Raw genomic sequence first — 20522 nt, 5'->3', positions numbered from 1 at the left:
CAACATATGAATAGCCTTAAATAAATTTTTAGGGCTATTTTTGCTCATGATTTCCTTTACCCCGTTACAAACCTTACAAAATGTTGAGTTCAGAAATCTTCTCACCGGGAGATTTTTTATAGTTTTAGCTTTCAGAATGCTGGCCACGCTACTAGGATGGTGGGTATATCAGTTAACAAAAGATCCTTTTTCAATAGGTCTGATAGGCCTTTCAGAGGTTATTCCTGCTGTAAGCTGTGCCTTGTATGCTGGTCACGTTATTGACATGAATGAAAAAAAGAGGTTACTTCTTATTTGTAACTATGCTTATATATTCCTTATCGGACTTCTTCTTATTCCGGCCTTCCTAAATGTAGAAATGCACTTTACAGGACATCAGATTACCTACTTTATTTATGGAGTGATCTTTTTCACAGGAATTGCAAGAGCTTTTATTGGGCCCATCGTTCCTTCTATGATTCCTAGAATTGTAAAGAAAGAGAATCTTCCGAATGCAGTTACTCTCAACCAAGCCACTTTCCTGATCTCTTCCGTTTGCGGACATGCTATTGGCGGTCTTCTTATCGGCTTCTTCAGTGTAAAATGGACCCTTGTTGTGATTCTTTGTCTGATATTTGTTGCTTCTTTATTTTTCTGGCAGCTGAACAAACAACATTCTGAATACAAAAAGGAAACGGTGAATGTTGTAGATAGTATGCGTGAAGGAATTTCCTATATTTTTAAAACTAAAGAAATTCTGGGAGCTCTATGTCTTGATATGTTTGCAGTACTTTTCGGAGGTGCAGTGGCGATGATTCCAGTGTTTGCAACGGACATTTTAAAATCCGGAGCTGAAGGTTTTGGTTTACTGAACGCAGCTTCCGATATAGGTTCCATGTGTATCATCACTATTCTTTCTATTGTTCCGCTTAGAAAAAACCAGGGTAAAGTGCTTCTTGCTGTTGTTACAGGATTTGGTCTTTGTATCATAGGATTTGGTCTATCCAAATTATACTGGCTTTCTTTTATGTTCCTTGTGATGAGTGGAATGCTGGATGGTATTTCTGTAGTGATCAGAGGAACCATTGTACAGTTAAAAACTCCGGATCACATCAGAGGGCGAGTATTGAGTGTCAATTCAATCTTCATTATGTCTAGTAATGAAATGGGACAGTTTGAAAGTGGACTTATGGCGAAAGCACTTGGCGTTGTACGCTCTGTAATATTTGGAGGCTGTATGACTGTTTTGGTTGCTTTAACCGTGGCAGCAACCAACCCGAAATTGAGAAAAATGCAATATTAATAGCTAAAATAGTTCTTATAAGTCAGTTTTTGACTGAAAAAAGACCTCTTAATTGCATTAAGAGGTCTTTTTTTTATTGAATAAATCATCGGTTTTTTCTGAACCTAAAATCATTTCCGTCTACAAAACTCATTATAAGTCAACATCTTCAATCTGACATCTTATTTTCATTCTGAGCAAAAACAGTCTTTTTTTCTTATTTAATTCAAAATCTGCATTAAAAATCATATTACAACCTACAATTTGAAAATTTAACAGATACAAACTCCAAGTCAGAAAGATTGGAAATTTAGGCAACAATGTCTTTATTTTATTAAATATATGACAAAACCTTCAATTTAACTTTAATAATTTTTTATATTTGCTTTATAAAAAATCCCCTTCTATGAATAAACTTTTATTAATTCTAAGCTTTTGCATAATAAGCTGTTGGGCCAACGCTCAGAGCTTTACTGACAAAGCTCTCACACAGGCTGTTTCACAGCTCAACAGTTCAAAAACAGCGAACGATTACGATAATCTTTTCACTAAATTTTCAGGCTCTAAAACTTCTGAAAAATGGTCGGCAAATTACTACGCTGCTGTTGCTTTGTATCTTAAAAATGAATTACTGCTAAAAACTTCTCCTGGGCAGAACCTTATTGAAACGAATGCACTTGCCAGAAAAATAGCAACAGGAATATGGACTTCTCAACGAGATAACGCTGAGATTAACACTTTAATCGGACTTCTTCATTTTCAAAAAATACAGTTGAATGATACTCCTAATCTTCAGCAGGATATGGATGTTATTTCCCAAAGTATTACAAAAGCAGAAGCAGGATCTCCAAACAATCCAAGACTTGCTATTTTGAAAGCAAGATTGAAAGAAAAGACAGGAGATAAAGCAGCCGCGGACCTTTTATTCCAAAAGGCCTCCAACGAACTGCAAGGTCAGAATTCAGGTACAGCAACTCCGACATGGGGAAAGCAATTATTACCATCGTCTAAATAGCCAATAGGTTTTTAATTTAAAGTGATCAAAATGAAAAAATATATACTTCTTTTTCTATTTTTCATAGCACAAATGGCTCTTGCACAACAGGATTGTGTAACTGCTATCCCAATATGTAGTGATGCAGCCATCACTCGTACCCCTAACGGCTGGGGTAATGTTCACGAAGGTGAAGTGGGTTGCCTTACGCCTTCTACAGGTTCTACTACTCAAGGAGAGAGTAACTCTATATGGCTTACTTTCACTATCGAAACAGCAGGAACTTTAACTTTTGTAGTTACTCCTACCGGACCGAATGCTACCGGTATTGATTATGACTTTGCATTATTTGGTCCCAACCATAATTGTTCGAATTTAAAAGCTGATCCATTGCGTTGTTCATATGCTGGAATCAACTCAACGATTGTAAATCCTACTGGTCTTAACATGACTTCTACTGACCTTAGCGAAGGTGGTGGTGGAGACGGTTTTGTAAAATACATCGATGTACTTCCGGGACAGATATATCATTTACTTTTAAACAACTATTCTACACAGATTGCACCGTTCACTTTAACTTTTGGAGGAACGGCTAAATTGCTTACTCCTTTTGATCATAATTCTACTCACACTTATCAGCCTAATCCATTTATAGAGCCAGGACCAACTCAAAATGGAGAGATTCCGGTGTGTGGAGCTATTGTGAACTATGATTTTGCAACGCTTTCAACTCAAATCATCAATGCAAACCCTAACTTCATTGTAAAATATTATGCGTCTGCGACTGATGCTGTTGATGATATCAACCCAATTACAGCCCCTACCAACATCAATGTAGCCAATACATATACTTATGCAATCAGCTACGTTGATCCTAATAGCCCTACAAGCTTCCTAAACCAGTGTAGAGAGTATGGGCAGATCAAATTCCTTGATAAATCGTTTACCCTTAACCCTGCCTCGCTTACTTCATGTAGCAACAACGGCTCGGGTACAGCTTTATATGATTTGTCAACAGCTACTGTTGGAGCACTTCCTGTTCATGTTTTGCAGTATTATCCATCAATGTATGATCTTACTCACGGAACAAATGAAATTACAAACCCTTATATGTATGTTTCGGCAGAAGGATCTGTTTTTGTAAAGGCGACTAATGAGTTCGGATGTACTGCTACAGCTGAAATTACACTGAAATTTTATCCTTTGGTTACAGCTACAGATGCTTCTATAAGATCATGTTTTATAGAATCTAATCCTTCTACCGCTTTATTTAACCTTGGAAATGCTTCTGTAACGAGCCCAACAGCCACTACAACTAAAAGATATTTCCCATCTTTAACAGATGCTATTGATGCTACCAACGAAATTTTAAATTTCAATGCGTATATTGCCCCAAGCGGATTTGTATATGTAAGAGTATCTGATGCACGTGGATGTTATACGATTGCAAAAATTACTTTAACAGTAATTGCCCCTGTAACGTCAAGTGTATTGAAAGATAAAATTATCTGTATGGAAGATACTACCACTTTAGATGCAGGGCCTGGTTTCAAAAGCTACGAATGGAGCACCGGAGCTACAACTCAATCTATTTCAAAGGTAGGCGTAGGAACTTACTGGGTGAAACTGAAAACAGGAGATTGCGTTGCCACTCAAAAGGTAACAATATATCCTTCTGAGCAACCTGTGGTAAATGGTATTGACGTATCCAACACAACTCTTACCGTAAATGTTATAGGAGGAACTCCAGACTACCAATATTCTATGGATAAAATATTGTGGCAGAATTCCAATACATTCACTAATATTGCAAGAGGGACTTATACAGTATACGTGAAAGATGCTTATGACTGCGACCCTATCGAAGTTACAGTAGTCGTTCCTAATCTGGTAAACCTGATCACGCCAAATGGTGATGGAGTAAATGATGTAGTAGACTATTCTGCATTAGCGGGTAAACAAAACCTTGTTTTAAGTATCTTTGACAGATATGGAACAAAGATCCACCAAGGTGATAAAACCAATGGATACAAGTGGGACGGTACTATTGCAGGGAAAAAAATATCTACAGGTACCTATTGGTATTCTGTATCATGGAATGAAAACAACAAAAAGAACACTCCTTTCAAATTCTCAGGATGGATTGTTGTAAAAAACAGAGAATAACCTATTGATATCCATAAAAAGCCGCTTCGGTGGCTTTTTATGTAACATCAAATAATGATAAAAAATTTATTTTTCTTCAAAATTTGTTTCACAAAAATCGTTTAAACAATGAAAAAAATACTACTTCTTTTTATTTTATTGATAACACAAGTGGTCTATTCGCAGTCAGATTGTATCTCAGCAATTCCCATCTGTGGTAATTCTGACATTTCTTACACCCCTTCAGGCCCAGGGAATATCATAGAAATTCTTAACCAAAATGGGGGATGTCTTAGTACCAATGAGAGATATACCGTTTGGTACACTTTTACTGTATCCACACCCGGTACACTTGCATTTACCATAAAACCTAATAACCAGGGAGATGATTACGATTTTGCAGTCTACGGTCCAACAACAGACGGTTGTAATTCTTTACAGAACGCAGCCCATGTCTTTGTACAGCCAATAAGATGTAACTATAGTGGTACTCCGGGAGATACAGGTCTTGACCTTACGCTGGCTCCACCTGCAGTATTTCCTCCCAACACAGCCAATATGAATAATGGTAAATGGAGTCCTTACATGAATGTATTAGCAGGTCAAACTTATTACTTGGTTATCGATAACTTCAGTAGATCTGTTAATGGGTTCTCTATGGAATGGACAGGTACTGCAAGTTTAAGTTCTGCATTCAACAATCCTGTGCTTGCTCCTAATCCATTTATTCCTCCAGGAATTCAGTCTACCGACACCAACGAGCCTAGTAAAGTAATGGTTTGTGGACTTCCTACTCAATTTGATTTCAGTACTTTGAGCGCTGCAATTATCAATGGAAACAGCCCTGACTTCAGCGTAAGCTACCACAAAACGGTAAATGACGCTCTTACAGGGGAAAATGCACTTACAACAGCTTTAGTAGATGGTACTACAATATATTTTTACAGAATTGTATACCGAGACCCCACTAACCCGAACAACCCTATCAACGGATGTTTTATTACCGGCAAGTTTAAATTTGTCAACGCAAGTATTACAGCTAATTCCGCTACTTTATATTCTTGTAATAATAACGGAGCCGGAACTGCACAATATGATCTGACTTCAGCAAATGTTTTTGGAGGCACAGGAGCAACCATTAAATATTATACTTCTATAGCAGACATGAATGCAGGAATTAATGAAATTGTTAATCCTACAAACTATGTTTCACCAGAAACAACGATATACGTAAAAGTGGTTTCTTCTTTTGGATGTATTGCAACAACAACAATCAAACTGCTATTCAATCCTGTTGTTGTTATCAAAGATGCGACACTTGAAAACTGTTATATTGAAGACGATGTTACCCGTTCAACCTTTGACCTTTCCAAAGCCACAATTGGACTACCAGTACCGTTGCCAACAGGAATGATTGTAAAATACTACAAAACAGTTGCGGATGCATTGGCTCAAACTAATACAATTACAACACCATTAAACTACCTTACAGCAACGACTACAGTATACGTAAGAGTAGATAATGACAAGCAGTGTTATGCTATTTCTAAAATTGTATTGAAGGTATTGCCTCCTATACAATCTGCAGTGCTGAAAGACAAGATAATCTGTCCGGAAGGTAAAACAACCCTAGACGCAGGTCCTGGATTTGACAGCTACGAATGGAGTACTGGAGCTACAACACAAGCCATCAACAACGTGAGCGTTGGAGTATATTGGGTAAAACTTCAGACTGGAAAATGTTTCACTCTTCAGGAAGTACGTGTAAAACCGACAGCTCAACCAGTTGTTTCAGGAATTGAAATCACAAACAATAATATCGCGATTAAAGTTACAGGTGGAGTTCCTCCATACAAATATTCAATTGACGGTATCACTTGGCAAGATTCTAATACCTTCACAGGACTTCCAAGAGGAGAGAATGTGGTATATGTAAAAGATACTTATAACTGTACACCGGTTCAGGTTTCAATTACAGTTCCTAACCTTATCAATGCGATTACTCCAAACGGAGATAACATCAATGACGTAATCGACTATTCTGCATTAGCTTATAAGAAAAACCTTGTCTTCATTGTATATGACAGATACGGTAACAAACTTCACGAAGCGAATCAAATGAGAAACTTCACATGGGACGGAACTGCCTTCGGTAAGAGAATTCCAACAGGAACTTACTGGTACACGATTTCATGGAACGAAAACAATAAAAACAGTACCGAAACTAAATACTCAGGATGGGTATTGGTAAAAAATAAAAACTAAGTTTTAACTTCATATTTTAAAAATCACCTCAGACCGAGGTGATTTTTTTATCAACATATACAACCTTCTATTGACAGTATCTTCCGAAAGACTGCTAATAATTTGTTGAATACTATTTTTTTATTATTTTTTAAATAAGCTATCTTTGCACCATGGCTCAAAAAGAAACATTATCATCCCTAACACACGGAAACTTTGCAAAAGAACTGTCTATTGCGGATGGAAAAATGCCTCCCAATGCAGTAGATTTTGAAAGACTTGTAATCGGAACTTTTTTGATTGATAAAAAAGGTCTTGATCATTCTATTGACCTATTAACTGCTGAAGTATTTTACGATCCCAGACATCAGGTCATATTCTCTACCATCTTAAAACTTTATGAAGGTAACCATCCGGTCGACTTAATGACCATAATTCAGGATCTGAAAAAAGAAGATAAACTGAGTCAAGCAGGAGGAGACCATTACATCATTGATCTTACCATGGGGGTGAGTTCATCTGCCCATATTGAATATCACGTACGTGTTATTCTTGAAAAATATATTTTAAGAAGCCTTATCAATGTTTCTGCCAACGTTATCGATTCTTCTTACAAAGAATCTACCGATGTTTTTGAACTGTTGGACAAAGCCGAACAATCTTTCTTTGAAATCACCAACGGAACCATCAAAAAAGGATTCGATACTGCCAACTCATTGGTAAAACAGGCTATTGATACCATTAAATCATTAAAAGATAAACAGGGACTTTCGGGAGTACCTTCTGGATTCCGAGATATAGATAAGGAAACCGGTGGATGGCAAAATTCTGACCTCATCATTATTGCAGCCCGTCCGGCGATGGGTAAAACAGCATTCCTTCTTTCTATGGCGAGAAATATTGCAGTAGGACACAAAATTCCAATGGCACTATTCTCTCTCGAGATGGCTTCCGTACAGCTTATCACCAGAATGATCGCTTCGGAAACAAAAATTTCTTCCGAAAAACTGAGAAAAGGAACTTTGGATGATGAGGAATGGCAAAGACTATTCTCCAATGTATCTGAATTGGAAAACGCTCCATTATATATTGATGAAACACCTTCCCTTTCCATCTTTGACTTCCGTGCAAAATGCCGAAGATTGGTAATGCAGCATGGGGTGAGACTAATCATGGTTGACTACCTTCAGCTAATGACAGCTGGTAGCAGTAACGGAAAAGGAGTTGGAAACCGTGAGCAGGAAATTTCCATGATCTCCCGTTCATTAAAAGCTATTGCCAAAGAACTTAACGTTCCGGTGATCGCACTTTCACAGCTTTCAAGAAGTGTGGAGGCCCGTCCTGGAAAAAGACCTCAGCTTTCAGATCTAAGGGAATCGGGAGCAATTGAGCAGGATGCCGATATTGTATCATTCATCTTTAGACCGGAATATTATAAAATTACCGTTTGGGACAATGATGAAGAAGGACAGGAAACTTCTACAGAAAACCAAGCCGAACTTATCATCGCAAAACATAGAAATGGTGCTACGGCCGATGTTCGGTTATCTTTCTTAAAACATTTCGCAAAATTCGGAGATATTGAAGCAGCCTTTGATGGTGGCGCAGGAGGAGGATATCCTTCCAATTTCGGAGAGCCGAGCGGATTTGATAAAATAAAGACAACTATTCAACCTGGAGCAGCATTTGATCTTCCGGACAGTTCGAAGCTTTCCGGCTCATCTATGAATGACTTTGACGATGATGACGATTTTCCTTTCTAAATCATAGAATATAACCTCATCTAATTTTACAAACAGGTTTGAAAATCGAAATTTATACAGACGGAGCTTGCAGCGGAAATCCCGGAAAAGGAGGATATGGAATTCTCATGCGTGTACCGGAAAAGAATTATCAGAAAACATTTTCCAAAGGTTTCCGAAAAACGACCAACAACAGAATGGAACTTCTGGCTGTGATTACCGCTTTGGAAAAATTGAAATCAACAGAAAATGACATTCATGTGTATACGGACAGCAAGTATGTGTCTGATGCCATCAACCAAAACTGGATTTCTGGATGGATCAAAAGAGGATGGAAGAATGTAAAGAACCAAGATCTCTGGAAAAGATTCGTGGAACTCTACAGCAAACATACTCCTAAAATGCATTGGATAAAGGGCCACGCAGGACATTTTGAAAATGAACTTTGCGACAGGCTAGCTGTAGCTGCCGCAAGTTCTTCTGATCTTGACATCGATACCTATTTCGAAGGATTGGAGGAAAACACTCTTTTTTAATTTAATTTAAATAAAGACAACCTTTCCTATATAAGTTTCATTATTCCATCACAAGGAATACCGTTTATTAAAAAATAATTAAATTATTTAACAAATTTAACAGTATACATATATTTTTTACTTGGGATTTAATATCTTTACCTATATAAATCTAAGTCCCAGTTAAATGAATAAAAAGCTACTCTTTTATTTTTCCGTTCTTTTATTGTGTATCGCGGGAAATTCTTTCGCCCAAACATATCAGCTTGCGGGCAACCCGGTTAACACCACAGGATGGACAATGGTCACTCCCACTCAGGTAAATACCGATTTTATTCAGCTTACACCGGATACCAACAACCAATCCGGATCGATAAGACTGAACGATCCTATTAATTTAAAGTATTGTGATAAATGGCGGGTAGAATTTGATTTCAGAATGGATTCTAACCAAACGTCCAACGGAGACGGAATTGCATTCTGGTATCTTGCCAACCCACCTGTTGCCAGCGTATTGGGTTCCGGATTGGGAGTTTCCCAAAATGCGGTGGGTTTTATTGTAGGATTTGACACTTACAACAATACAACGACCGCTACCATGAGTAAAGTTCACGTTGCTTACGGGCAGGTACAGAACACGACCGATACGAACAATGTTGAATTCTTCAATGTTCCCGGAAGTTCTTTCCACTCACCGGACCTGAACACTACTCAGCCATTTCAGGGAGCTACTTTCAAACATGTTGAAGTAACAGCTCAGGTAGATCCGGCAGCTCCTACGAATTGGATTGTGAAAATAACTATTGATGGAAATGTAATTTGCAATCAGTCTTTTGCTCCATCGGGCACTGCCGCTGCAATGACTGTAGGATATTTTGGTTTTTCAGCATCTACAGGAGGTGCAAGATCAAGACATTCTATAAAAAATGTAAAAATCTATACTGATAAAGTTCCGATCATTAAAGATACGGCAACTCAGTCTTTCTGTCCTAATCCGACAACAGGATATGGAAGTGTGAATTTAACGACTTTCAACTCTCAGTTTGTGAGCAACCCTTCAAACTATACTTTCACGTATTATCCTTTGGGAAGCTCTACTCCTATTAGCAATCCTACCAATTATCAGTTTAATGCCAACACAACGGTTACTGTTGTCATTAAGGATAATGCAGGAATTCTTTGTGATAATCCTGACGCCAAGATTCAACTTGTGCTGGCTCCTTTTGTAGCACAGGACAAAACATTGATTCAGTGTAACAATAATAAAATAGGGACAGCGGTATTCAATTTAAATTCTGCAGATGTGACGAATGTTCCGGGAGTGGTTAAAAAGTACTACAAAACCCTTTCAGATCTGAATACAGATACAAACGAAATCCAAAATCCCAACACTTATTTATCTGCACCGGGAACGGTATATGTAAAAGTGACAACTCCTCAGGGATGTACCGGAACAGCTAAAATCACTCTTACTTTCTATACTGATACTTCGGTAAAAGAAGCAACATTGAGATCGTGTTTTATTGAAGATAATATTACCAATGCCATCTTCAATTTAACCACTGCGGATGTGACTAATTTAACAACCGGCGTCACAAAAAAATATTACAAAACAGTAATAGATGCTGTGGATGGAACTAATGAAATCATGAATCCGTTACAGTACATGTCTACCACTACAGCTGTGTATGCAAAAGTAACAGATGCCAATGGATGTTTCGCTGTAGCTAAGATCAACCTAATTGTGCTTCCTCCTGTTAAATCTTCTATTCTGAAAGATAAAATCATTTGTATAGGTGAAAAAACAGATCTGGATGCCGGCCCTGGTTTTGACGGTTACGAATGGAGCACCGGAGCCACAACTTCATCTATTAAAGACGTTGGAGTAGGAGCTTATTGGGTAAAGCTTAAAACAGGAAACTGTATTACTTTGCAGCCAGTGAATGTAAAAGCATCTCCAAATCCTGTTATTTCAAGTATCGATATTGATAACAATACAATTACTGTAAATGTTGCAGGAGGAACTCCCCCTTACCAATATTCTTTAGATGGATACCACTGGCAGACGTCTAATATTTTCACCGGTCTTCCAAGAGGAGAAGCTAGAATTTATGTAAAAGATTTCTACAATTGTACTCCTGTAGAAGTTCAGGTTACGGTTCCTAATCTAATCAATGCCATCACTCCAAACGGTGATAATGTTAATGATTTCATTGATTATTCGGCTCTGGCTTACAAGAAAAATCTTCTTTTCACAGTGTATGACCGATATGGAAACAAGCTTTACGAAGCCGGTAAAATGAGAAACTACACATGGGACGGAACTGCCTCTGGTAAAAAAGTACTTACAGGCACCTACTGGTACACTATCTCATGGAATGAGGACAATAAAAACAATACTGAAACCAAGTATTCAGGATGGGTACTTGTAAAAAACAGAAATTAAGCTATATCATCAGAACTACCTCTTATATGAAGTAGTTCTGATTTTTAAAATCATCAAAGCTACACGACAAAATCAATCAAAATAGGATGACTAAAATATAAGGTCACAAAAAAGCGATTTGCAATCATTTAAAAACAAAATTCAACATTATATAATACATTAAAACCCTACTAAAACTAACATTACCATAATCCACCCACTATGAAAAAAAATATACTCTTTTTATTGCTGGCAACACTGCTATGCTTACCAGGAAGTTTATTTTCTCAAACCTACCAGCTCGCCGGGAACCCGGTAAACACAACAGGCTGGGACCTTGTCTCTGACGCTGTCGTGAATGGAGACTTCATCCAGCTTACAACCGACCAAACCAGTAAATACGGAGCCATAAAATTATCCACTCCCATCACACTAAGCTATTGTGATAAATGGAAAGTGGAATTCGATTTTAGAATTGACGGAAACGGAACTACACAATTCGGAAGAGGAGATGGTTTCACATTCTGGTACCTGGCTAACCCTCCGACAGGCTTTGTATCCGGAGGTGGACTGGGAATTCCTGCCAATGCATCAGGATTAATGGTTGGGTTTGATATTTTCAACAATACAACCGAAGGCCAAATGAGTAAGGTTCATATTTTATATGGAACAAACAATACTGCGGGTAATAATATCGAATTCAACAATACGCCCAACAGTACCTTTCACTCTCCCGATCTTAATCCTACACAGCCATTTGTAGGAAGCAACTACAGACACGTAGAGGTAAACGGTGAAACAGATCTCAGCAATCCAACCAATTGGATCATAAAAGTAAAAATAGATGGAGTTCTTATTGTCGATCAATCTTTTGCTCCTTCAGGAGGGGCAGTAGGAATGTCGCAGGGATACTTTGGTTTTTCTGCCGCAACAGGAGGAGCAAGTGCAAGACACTCTATCAAAAATGCAAAAGTATTTGTAGACAAAGTTCCGATCTTAAGCAATACTCTTACTCCATTTGTATGTACTAATCCTACCACCGGAACCGGCATTGTAGATCTTACTGCTTACAATTCTCAGTTTGTAAACAATCCTTCAAATTATATTTTCACATATTATGTATTAGGAAGTTCTACGCCTATTGCCAACCCTGCAAGTTTTCAATATTCCGGAAATACAACCATCAAGGTTATTGTGAAAGATCCAACTTCCACATTATGTGACAACGGAGATGGTATTATTCAACTCAATCCTACACCGTTCGCAGCAACGGACGCCACTCTTACAGGATGTAATAACAATAATGCAGGAACTGCCACCTTCAACCTAGATACGGCAGCAGTGACAACACTTACAGGTGTTACCAAGGAATTCTATTCCAGTTTATACGATATGAATAACGGGATCAACCCGATCACCAATCCTTATGCATACGCATCTCCGGCTGCTACCATATATGTAAAAGTAACCACAGCGCAGGGATGTGTAAGTACAGCTAAAATTACACTTAAACTATATCCTGTTGTTACGGTAAACGACACTGAATTAAGATCATGCTTTATTGAAAACACTCCGGCATTTGCTTCTTTCAATCTTATCGGAGCAGTAGTTTCTCAGGGTGGAGCATCAAAAAAATACTTTCCTTCTTTAACGGATGCCATTGATGAGACTAATGAAATCACAACTCCGGCAGCTTATATTGCTCCTAGTGGTGTTGCTTATATTAAGGTGTTCAGCTCTGATGGATGTTATTCCATTGCAAAAGTTACTTTAACAGTAATTACACCCGTTTTATCAACGGTTTTAAAAGACAAAACCATTTGTATGGAAAGCAAAACTACATTAGATGCAGGGCCTGGATTCAAAAGCTACGAATGGAGCACCGGTGCTACCACACAATCTATCTCTAATGTAGGAGTAGGAACTTACTGGGTAAAACTTAAAACAGGAGACTGTGTTGCTACGCAGCTGGTAACAATTTATCCGGCAGAAAATCCGGTTGTTACAAGCATTGATATTTCAGGAAATACCGTTACGATATATGCCAACGGAGGAACAATCCCTTATAAATATTCGATGGATAATATCAACTGGCAGGATTCCAATATATTTACCAATATTGCCAGAGGCGAAGCTAAGGTATATGTGAAAGATGCATACAACTGTACGCCTATTGAGATCAATATTACCGTTCCTAACCTGATTAACATTATTACCCCGAATGACGACGGAATCAATGATTTTGTAGATTATTCCGCACTTTCCGGTAAACAGAATCTGGAAATAGCAATTTTCGACAGATATGGCTCTAAAATATTCCAGGCTGATAAAACCAATGGCTACAAATGGGCAGGAACAACCAAAGGAAGTAAAAAAGTTCCTACCGGAAACTACTGGTATTCTGTTTCCTGGAAAGAAAATAACAAACACAGCACACCAATCAATTTCTCCGGTTGGATTGTTGTAAAAAACAGAAATTAAATTCATTTCCATATTACTAAAAAAATCACTCCGCCAGCCGGGGTGATTTTTTGTATTTAAACGGAGGAGATATTTCATTTTAAAGAGCCTTTATTCATATTCAATGCTTAAATTTGTGCTATGAATTATTTGGAAGCTTTAAGCAGAAGATATTCTGTAAAGAAATTTAATAATCAAATTATTCCTCAGGAAACTCTTCATAATATTCTTGAGTCGGGAAAACTGTCTGCCAGTTCTTTGGGACTTCAACCGTATAAAATTGTTATTGTTGAAAGTGAAAACATGAAGCAAAGGCTGATTCCTGCATTTTACAACCCATCTCAGATTTCCACATGCTCCCATCTTGTTGTTATTATCTCAAAGAAAACAATTGAAGAGAATTATATCCGCGGATATTTTAATCACATTTCTGAAGTCAGGGAAACACCTGTTGAAAAACTGGACCCGTTCAAAAACAGTATTAATCAGCATATTAATCAAAAAACACAGGATGAGATTTTCAATTGGGCAGAAAAACAGTCTTATATAGTATTGGCCAATCTGATGTATGCCGCTGCTATTGAAAATATAGACTCTTGCCCTATGGAAGGCTTCCGCCAGGATCTTATCGAGGAGATTTTAGAAATAGACCCCGAAAAAGAAAAAGTAACCGTTACCCTCGCTTTAGGTTACCGCTCAGAAGAAGATCTGTTCCAACACATGAAAAAAGTAAGAAAACCAAACGAAAAATTGTTTAAATTTATTTAATCTTTTAAACGATTGTACCTAAAGCAAGCATATGATAAAAGCGGATGTATTAGTTATTGGTTCCGGCATTTCCGGACTTTCCTATGCCATTAAAGTTTCTGAACAGCTCCCTGATGCCAAGATCATCATCGTCACCAAATCTGATGAAGACGAAAGCAACACCAAATATGCCCAAGGCGGGCTTGCTGTAGTCACAGACTTTCAAAATGATAACTTCCAAAAACATATTGACGACACCATGCGTGCCGGAGATGGCGAAAACAAACGCGATGTAGTGGAAATGGTGGTAAAAGAAGCTCCTGCGAGATTCAACGAAATTGTAGAATGGGGAGCCCAATTCGATATGAAAAACGGAAAATTTGCTTTGGGAAGAGAAGGCGGCCACACCGAAAACAGAATCGTTCATCATAAAGATATCACAGGATTCGAAATTGAAAGAGCTTTACTGCAAACAGCCAACAACAGTCCGAACATAGAGATTCTGGATCATCACTATGTAATTGATATCATTACTCAGCACCACGTTCCTGGAAAAAAGCTTAATGAAGGAGATATCCATTGCTACGGTGCTTATATCCTGGATGAGAAATCCAAAACAATCAAAAAAATTACTTCTAAAATAACACTGGCAGCCACAGGAGGTGCCGGACATGTTTATAAAAATACCACCAACCCAACTATTGCCACAGGAGACGGAATTGCTTTTGTAGCCCGTGCCAAGGGAAAGGTTTCCAATATGCAGTACTACCAGTTTCACCCAACAGCTTTGTATAGTAAAATGGATGGAATGTTGTTTTTAATTTCAGAAGCGGTACGTGGAGACGGAGCGAAGTTAAGAACCAAAAGAGGCGAAAAATTCATGCATAAGTATGATGAGCGTGAAGAACTTGCATCAAGAGACATTGTCGCAAGAGCGATAGATGCCGAAATGAAAATTACCGGTGATGAATTTGTAGGCTTAGATTGTAAGGAAATGAACCATGAAAAATTCCTGGAGCACTTCCCGAATATCTATAAAAAATGTAAAGACGAAGGAATTGATCCTTTCACCCAATTGATACCTGTTGTTCCTGCATGCCATTACTTAATGGGAGGAATTGAAGTAGACAGAGACGGACAATCTTCTATTAAAAATCTTTTTGCCGTTGGCGAATGTACCAATTCAGGACTTCACGGAGCCAATAGGCTTGCTTCAAATTCTTTGCTTGAAGGACTGGTCTTCGGCCATAATGCTGCGATGAAAGCAGTTGAACTTTTGAACGAAAATAATTTCAATTTTGATGATCTGAAAGCCGTTCCGGAGTGGAATGAAGAAGGAATGAAGATCATGGATGAAATGGTTATCGTCAGCTACCTGAGAAAACAACTTCAGGAAATGATGAGTGACCTTGTAGGAATTGTAAGAAGCAACAGACGTTTGAATATGGCATTACAAAAACATCAGGAAATTGCAGCAGCCGTGGATGAAATCTACCACTACTCTATTCTTTCTCCACAGCTTTCAGAATTAAGAAATTTAACCACTGTTGCCCACCTCATCATTACCCAATCCATGGAAATGACAGAGAACAAAGGGGCATTTTACAATAAAGATTTAGCTTAAAATATTTCAGAATTAAAGGAATGGAAATATTTAGTCTGAAGATTCTTACTATTGTTAATATTCTATATTTTTTACGAATATTCATATTTTCAATAATGATAGCAATTCCAATGTCTTTTCTTTTCCTTTTCAAACTGCATAATCTTTCATACTTAATATTTCTTACGGCATTAGGTGTTTCTCTATTTCTAACACAATATATTTTTGGATTTTTTAAAAAGAGGGTTATTTCCAGAGCAAAACATCCACTCCCATTAAACTTATTATGTAATATTAATAAGTTGGGAATACCTTACTATTTTGGGAACAAGCAATTTGATCTGGATGAAATTATTACGGATAACCAATTGAATCTGACACTTTACTACATTAACAATCCACAATACCCTATTTTAGAATTCAGAAAAAATATACTTTTGTTTCATAACCGTGAATATCGTTGGGAGGATCTCAACTGGAGATATTTTCTTGATCCAACTTTTAAAATTGGAAAAAGTGATGGAAAATATGTTATAGAATTTGAAGGTACAGATCCGGATAACAACCGCCTAAAAAATAAAATAGAATTTGAAAAAGTAAAAGCTAAAGAAAATGAAGTAATTTTGCTATTCATCATTCACGATTTATTATTCGGAAAAAGATCATCTTATTATTACTAAAGTCAAAAATATGAAAAGACCAGCATACGTTACAGATAAAGTATTAAAGACATTCATAAAAAATGCTCTTGAAGAAGATATTCAGGATGGCGACCACTCTACCCTTTCTACCATTCCGCAGGATCTGGAACAAAGTGCAAAGCTATTGGTAAAACAAGACTGTATTCTTGCAGGAGTTGAACTCGCAGAAATTATCTTCAAAACTTTTGATAAAAATCTTAACGTTGAAGTTTTTATTAAAGACGGAACTCCTTGTAAGTTCGGAGATGTAGCCCTTATCGTAACAGGAAGTGCAAGATCTATACTTTCTACGGAGAGATTTGTTCTTAACTGTATGCAAAGAATGAGTGGAATTGCAACTCTTACTCATGACTGGGATTCAAGATTGGTAGGTACAAAAACCAAGCTTTTAGATACAAGAAAAACCACTCCAAACTTCAGAATGTGTGAAAAATGGGCGGTTGCCATTGGAGGAGGAACCAATCACAGATATGGTCTTTATGATATGATCATGCTGAAAGATAATCATATTGATTACAACGGGAGTATTACCAATGCTGTGGCAATGGCAAAAGATTACGTTAAGAAGAACAAAAAAAAGTTAAAAATAGAGGTTGAAACAAGAAATCTTGAAGAAGTTCAGGAAGCGATCAACGCAAAAGTAGACCGAATCATGTTGGATAATATGGATGTGGAAACAATGACACAGGCTGTAAAGATGATCAACAATTCTTGCGAATCAGAAGCCTCCGGTGGAATTACCCGCGATATGCTAAAAGAAATTGCTTCAACAGGAGTCACCTATATCTCTGTAGGAGCCCTTACACACTCGGCTGAGAATATCGATCTGAGTCTCAAAGCAGTGAAATAGCGTTGAATTTTTAACAAAAACACCCCCACTTTGTTAAAAATTCAACAACATGACTTTTTTCATGTAAAAACTCGTTTTTTATTTACATGACTGAAAATCAATGAATTAATATTATTAAGATTGAGTAAAAATTAACATTAAGTTAATAATAGTTAAATTTTATTTTGCGAATTTTGCAGAAAATTAAATCTAATTATTACTAACGATTATGAAATTAATCAACAAATCGATTCTAACTGCGGTAATTACATTATCAACGGCTAGCGTCTATTACGCTCAAGAAGTTCAGGATACAGCTAAGACTAAATCCAAAGACATTGAGGAAGTAATCCTAAGAGGTGTTACAGATATCGCGAAAGATAGAAAGACACCTGTTGCAGTATCTACTATTAAGGCTGCACAGATTTTAGAAAGACAAGGAAACCAAGAGCTTGTCGAATTGCTAAATACAACTCCTTCTGTATATGCTACAAAAGGTGGTGGTGGTTTTGGAGATTCTCAAATTGTAATGCGTGGATTTGAGTCTAGAAACATTGCGGTAATGGTAAACGGTATGCCAGTAAACGATATGGAAGGTGGTACTGTTTATTTCTCAAACTGGACAGGATTATCTGATGTAACAAGTTTCATGCAGGTACAAAGAGGTCTTGGTTCTTCTAAATTAGCAATTGCTTCTGTTGGGGGTACAATGAACTTCATTACCAAATCAGCAGACATGAAAAAAGGAGGTGTTGTAAGATTAGGAGTTGGTAACAATGACTATTTAAAAACTTCATTTGCCTATAATACGGGTAAGTCTGATAAAGGCTGGTCTTCTTCATTCTTAATGAGCAGACAATCAGGGTCTACTTACATCCAAAATACAGATTACGAAGCTTATGCATATTTCTTTGCATTAGGTTGGGAGCCTAATAAAAAGCATAATTTCCAGTTTACAATTACCGGAGCTCCTCAATGGCACGATCAGAGATCATATGCTCCAGCAATTGCTGATTATATCAGATATAACCCAGATAATGACGGAAAACCTGACAGAACTTATAATAGTGACTGGGGATATTATACGAATGGTGAAGGAAAAAGAGTTGCTTTATCTAACAGATCAAATTATTATAACAAACCTGTTATCATGCTAAACTGGGATTGGACTATCAATGATAAATCCAAATTGAGTACAGTTGCATATATGTCTAATGGTAGAGGTGGAGGAACTGCTGATCTAGGTAAAGTAAATGGTAGAACTCTTTCAACATCGGTAAACGGTGTGCCTTATTTTAGAGATGCACAAGGTCTTTACAATTACGACAAATTATTTGCAGAGAATGCTGCAGTTAATTTAAATACAGCAGGAGCAGGAAGTACACTAGTTCGCAGAGCTAGTATCAATTCTCATAACTGGTATGGTATATTAGCAAACTTCCAACATAAGGTTAATGACAACTGGAACTTCTCAGTAGGAACAGATGACAGATATTACTATGGATATCACTACCAAGTTGTTTCTGACCTTTATGGAGCGGCTGGATACAAAGATAATGGTAACAAAAATATTGCACCAAATATTGTAACTGCCACTTCAGATTATAAAAAACTAAGTTGGAATCCTTTTGGAGGAAGCCAAACTCCTCTAAATGAAAGAGTTGGATTTAGTAATGATGGAGAAGTACTTTGGTACAGTGGATTTGGTCAGGTTGAATATACTAAAGATAAACTATCTGCTTTCTTACAAGGATCAGTATCCAACCAGGCATACCAAAGAATTGACGAATTTGTTCAGGATGGAGTTACAGTACAAAGAAATCAAACTGTAAACAGAAAGACAGGATTCAAAAACATATTTGGATACAACATCAAAGGGGGAGCTAACTATAACATCTCTGAAAATCATAATGTTTTTGCAAACATTGGCTACTACAGCAAGCAGCCGTTCATGAACACGGTATATCCAAGTAACCAACAGGTTGTTAACCCTCAACTTACTAACGAGAAAATTTTCTCTGCTGAAGTTGGCTATGGCTTCAGATCTGCAAACTTCAGTGCAAATGTTAATGTTTATAGAACGCAATGGAAAGATAGAGCTTTAAGAAGAACCATTCAAGTTCCTGATGTGACAGATGCTTATGCAGAAATGAATGGAATTACAGAAATTCACCAAGGGGTTGAAGTTGATGCAAACTACAGACTTAATAAATTCATCGAATTTAATGGTATGTTCTCTTGGGGTGATTACTACTACAAAGGAAATGCAACAGGAACAACATTTGATGGAAATAACAATCCTTTAACTGTTGCTGGAACTTCAAACGTAACAACTCTTTATCTTGATAAAGTAAAAGTAGGAGGAACTAGCAGTAACAGTATTCCTCAAATGACTGCGTCATTAGGTGCTACAGTAAAACCTGTAAAAGACCTAAGCATCTATGCTGGATGGCGTTATGTAGGTAAGCTATATTCTTCAATTGACATTGCTACCTTCTCAAATGTTGCTAATCAAGACAGAGGAGTATTGAAATTGCCAGACTACAATCTTACAGATATAGGAGTTTCTTATAAAATAAGATTAAAAGATGCTAGCCAATATTTCACAGTGGGTGTAAACGTATATAACTTATTTGATACTACCTATATCCAAGATGGTGCAACTAATAATTTTGTTAAAAATGCAGGTGACTTTACTACAACTACAACAGGAGGAGTAACAACTACTGCGCAACAAAAGTATGATGCATACCAAGCTAGCTTATACAAAGGTATTGACCCTTCAAACAGAGTATTCTTCGGATTCGGAAGAACATGGGCTGCAACCTTATCATTCAACTTCTAATACAATCATAA

Annotated in this window: 13 protein-coding genes; all 13 read left to right on the top strand. The window is 37.3% G+C overall.

Going from position 1 to position 20522, the window contains the following annotated elements:
• Window positions 1–46: 46 nt before the first annotated feature.
• The 13 genes from ACL9RH_RS16430 to ACL9RH_RS16370 all read left to right on the top strand — a co-directional run bounded on the left by ACL9RH_RS16430 (window position 47) and on the right by ACL9RH_RS16370 (window position 20511).
• A complete protein-coding gene (locus tag ACL9RH_RS16430) occupies window positions 47–1282 on the top strand; it encodes an MFS transporter (RefSeq protein ID WP_422694446.1) in 1236 nt (411 codons plus the stop codon).
• 385 nt (window positions 1283–1667) lie between these two features.
• On the top strand, window positions 1668–2276 hold the full coding sequence (locus ACL9RH_RS16425; protein WP_422694445.1) for a hypothetical protein: 609 nt from the start codon (window positions 1668–1670) through the stop codon (window positions 2274–2276).
• A 30-nt stretch (window positions 2277–2306) separates the two neighbouring features.
• The gene (locus ACL9RH_RS16420) at window positions 2307–4421 is read left to right on the top strand and encodes a T9SS type B sorting domain-containing protein (RefSeq protein WP_422694444.1); all 2115 of its coding nucleotides are present in this window, start codon (window positions 2307–2309) and stop codon (window positions 4419–4421) included.
• A gap of 108 nt (window positions 4422–4529) precedes the next feature.
• Complete coding sequence (locus tag ACL9RH_RS16415) at window positions 4530–6665, top strand: T9SS type B sorting domain-containing protein (protein WP_422694443.1); 2136 nt, start codon at window positions 4530–4532, stop codon at window positions 6663–6665.
• A 152-nt stretch (window positions 6666–6817) separates the two neighbouring features.
• Complete coding sequence (gene dnaB, locus ACL9RH_RS16410; protein WP_422694442.1) at window positions 6818–8407, top strand: replicative DNA helicase; 1590 nt, start codon at window positions 6818–6820, stop codon at window positions 8405–8407.
• Between the two features lie 38 nt (window positions 8408–8445).
• The gene (rnhA, locus tag ACL9RH_RS16405) at window positions 8446–8922 is read left to right on the top strand and encodes a ribonuclease HI (protein ID WP_422694441.1); all 477 of its coding nucleotides are present in this window, start codon (window positions 8446–8448) and stop codon (window positions 8920–8922) included.
• Between the two features lie 166 nt (window positions 8923–9088).
• Entirely contained in the window at window positions 9089–11347 is a 2259-nt protein-coding gene (locus ACL9RH_RS16400; protein WP_422694440.1) for a lectin-like domain-containing protein, read from the top strand.
• Window positions 11348–11548: 201 nt separating this feature from the next.
• A complete protein-coding gene (locus ACL9RH_RS16395; RefSeq protein ID WP_422694439.1) occupies window positions 11549–13807 on the top strand; it encodes a T9SS type B sorting domain-containing protein in 2259 nt (752 codons plus the stop codon).
• Window positions 13808–13927: 120 nt separating this feature from the next.
• Window positions 13928–14554, top strand: coding sequence for an NAD(P)H-dependent oxidoreductase (locus ACL9RH_RS16390; RefSeq protein WP_422694438.1), 627 nt, complete (start codon window positions 13928–13930; stop codon window positions 14552–14554).
• 31 nt (window positions 14555–14585) lie between these two features.
• Window positions 14586–16157, top strand: coding sequence for an L-aspartate oxidase (gene nadB / locus ACL9RH_RS16385; protein ID WP_422694437.1), 1572 nt, complete (start codon window positions 14586–14588; stop codon window positions 16155–16157).
• A gap of 95 nt (window positions 16158–16252) precedes the next feature.
• Complete coding sequence (locus ACL9RH_RS16380) at window positions 16253–16816, top strand: hypothetical protein (RefSeq protein ID WP_422694436.1); 564 nt, start codon at window positions 16253–16255, stop codon at window positions 16814–16816.
• A 10-nt stretch (window positions 16817–16826) separates the two neighbouring features.
• The gene (gene nadC / locus ACL9RH_RS16375) at window positions 16827–17687 is read left to right on the top strand and encodes a carboxylating nicotinate-nucleotide diphosphorylase (RefSeq protein ID WP_422694435.1); all 861 of its coding nucleotides are present in this window, start codon (window positions 16827–16829) and stop codon (window positions 17685–17687) included.
• A 208-nt stretch (window positions 17688–17895) separates the two neighbouring features.
• Window positions 17896–20511 carry a TonB-dependent receptor gene (locus ACL9RH_RS16370; RefSeq protein ID WP_422694434.1) on the top strand — a complete coding sequence of 872 codons (2616 nt, stop codon included), beginning with the start codon at window positions 17896–17898 and terminating at the stop codon, window positions 20509–20511.
• Window positions 20512–20522: the final 11 nt, after the last annotated feature.

The organism is Chryseobacterium sp. Mn2064 (genome assembly GCF_049319685.1).
Lineage (GTDB): Bacteria > Bacteroidota > Bacteroidia > Flavobacteriales > Weeksellaceae > Chryseobacterium.
Note: the sequence above shows the minus strand (reverse complement) of the source record. Positions and strands in the feature narration are given on the sequence as shown.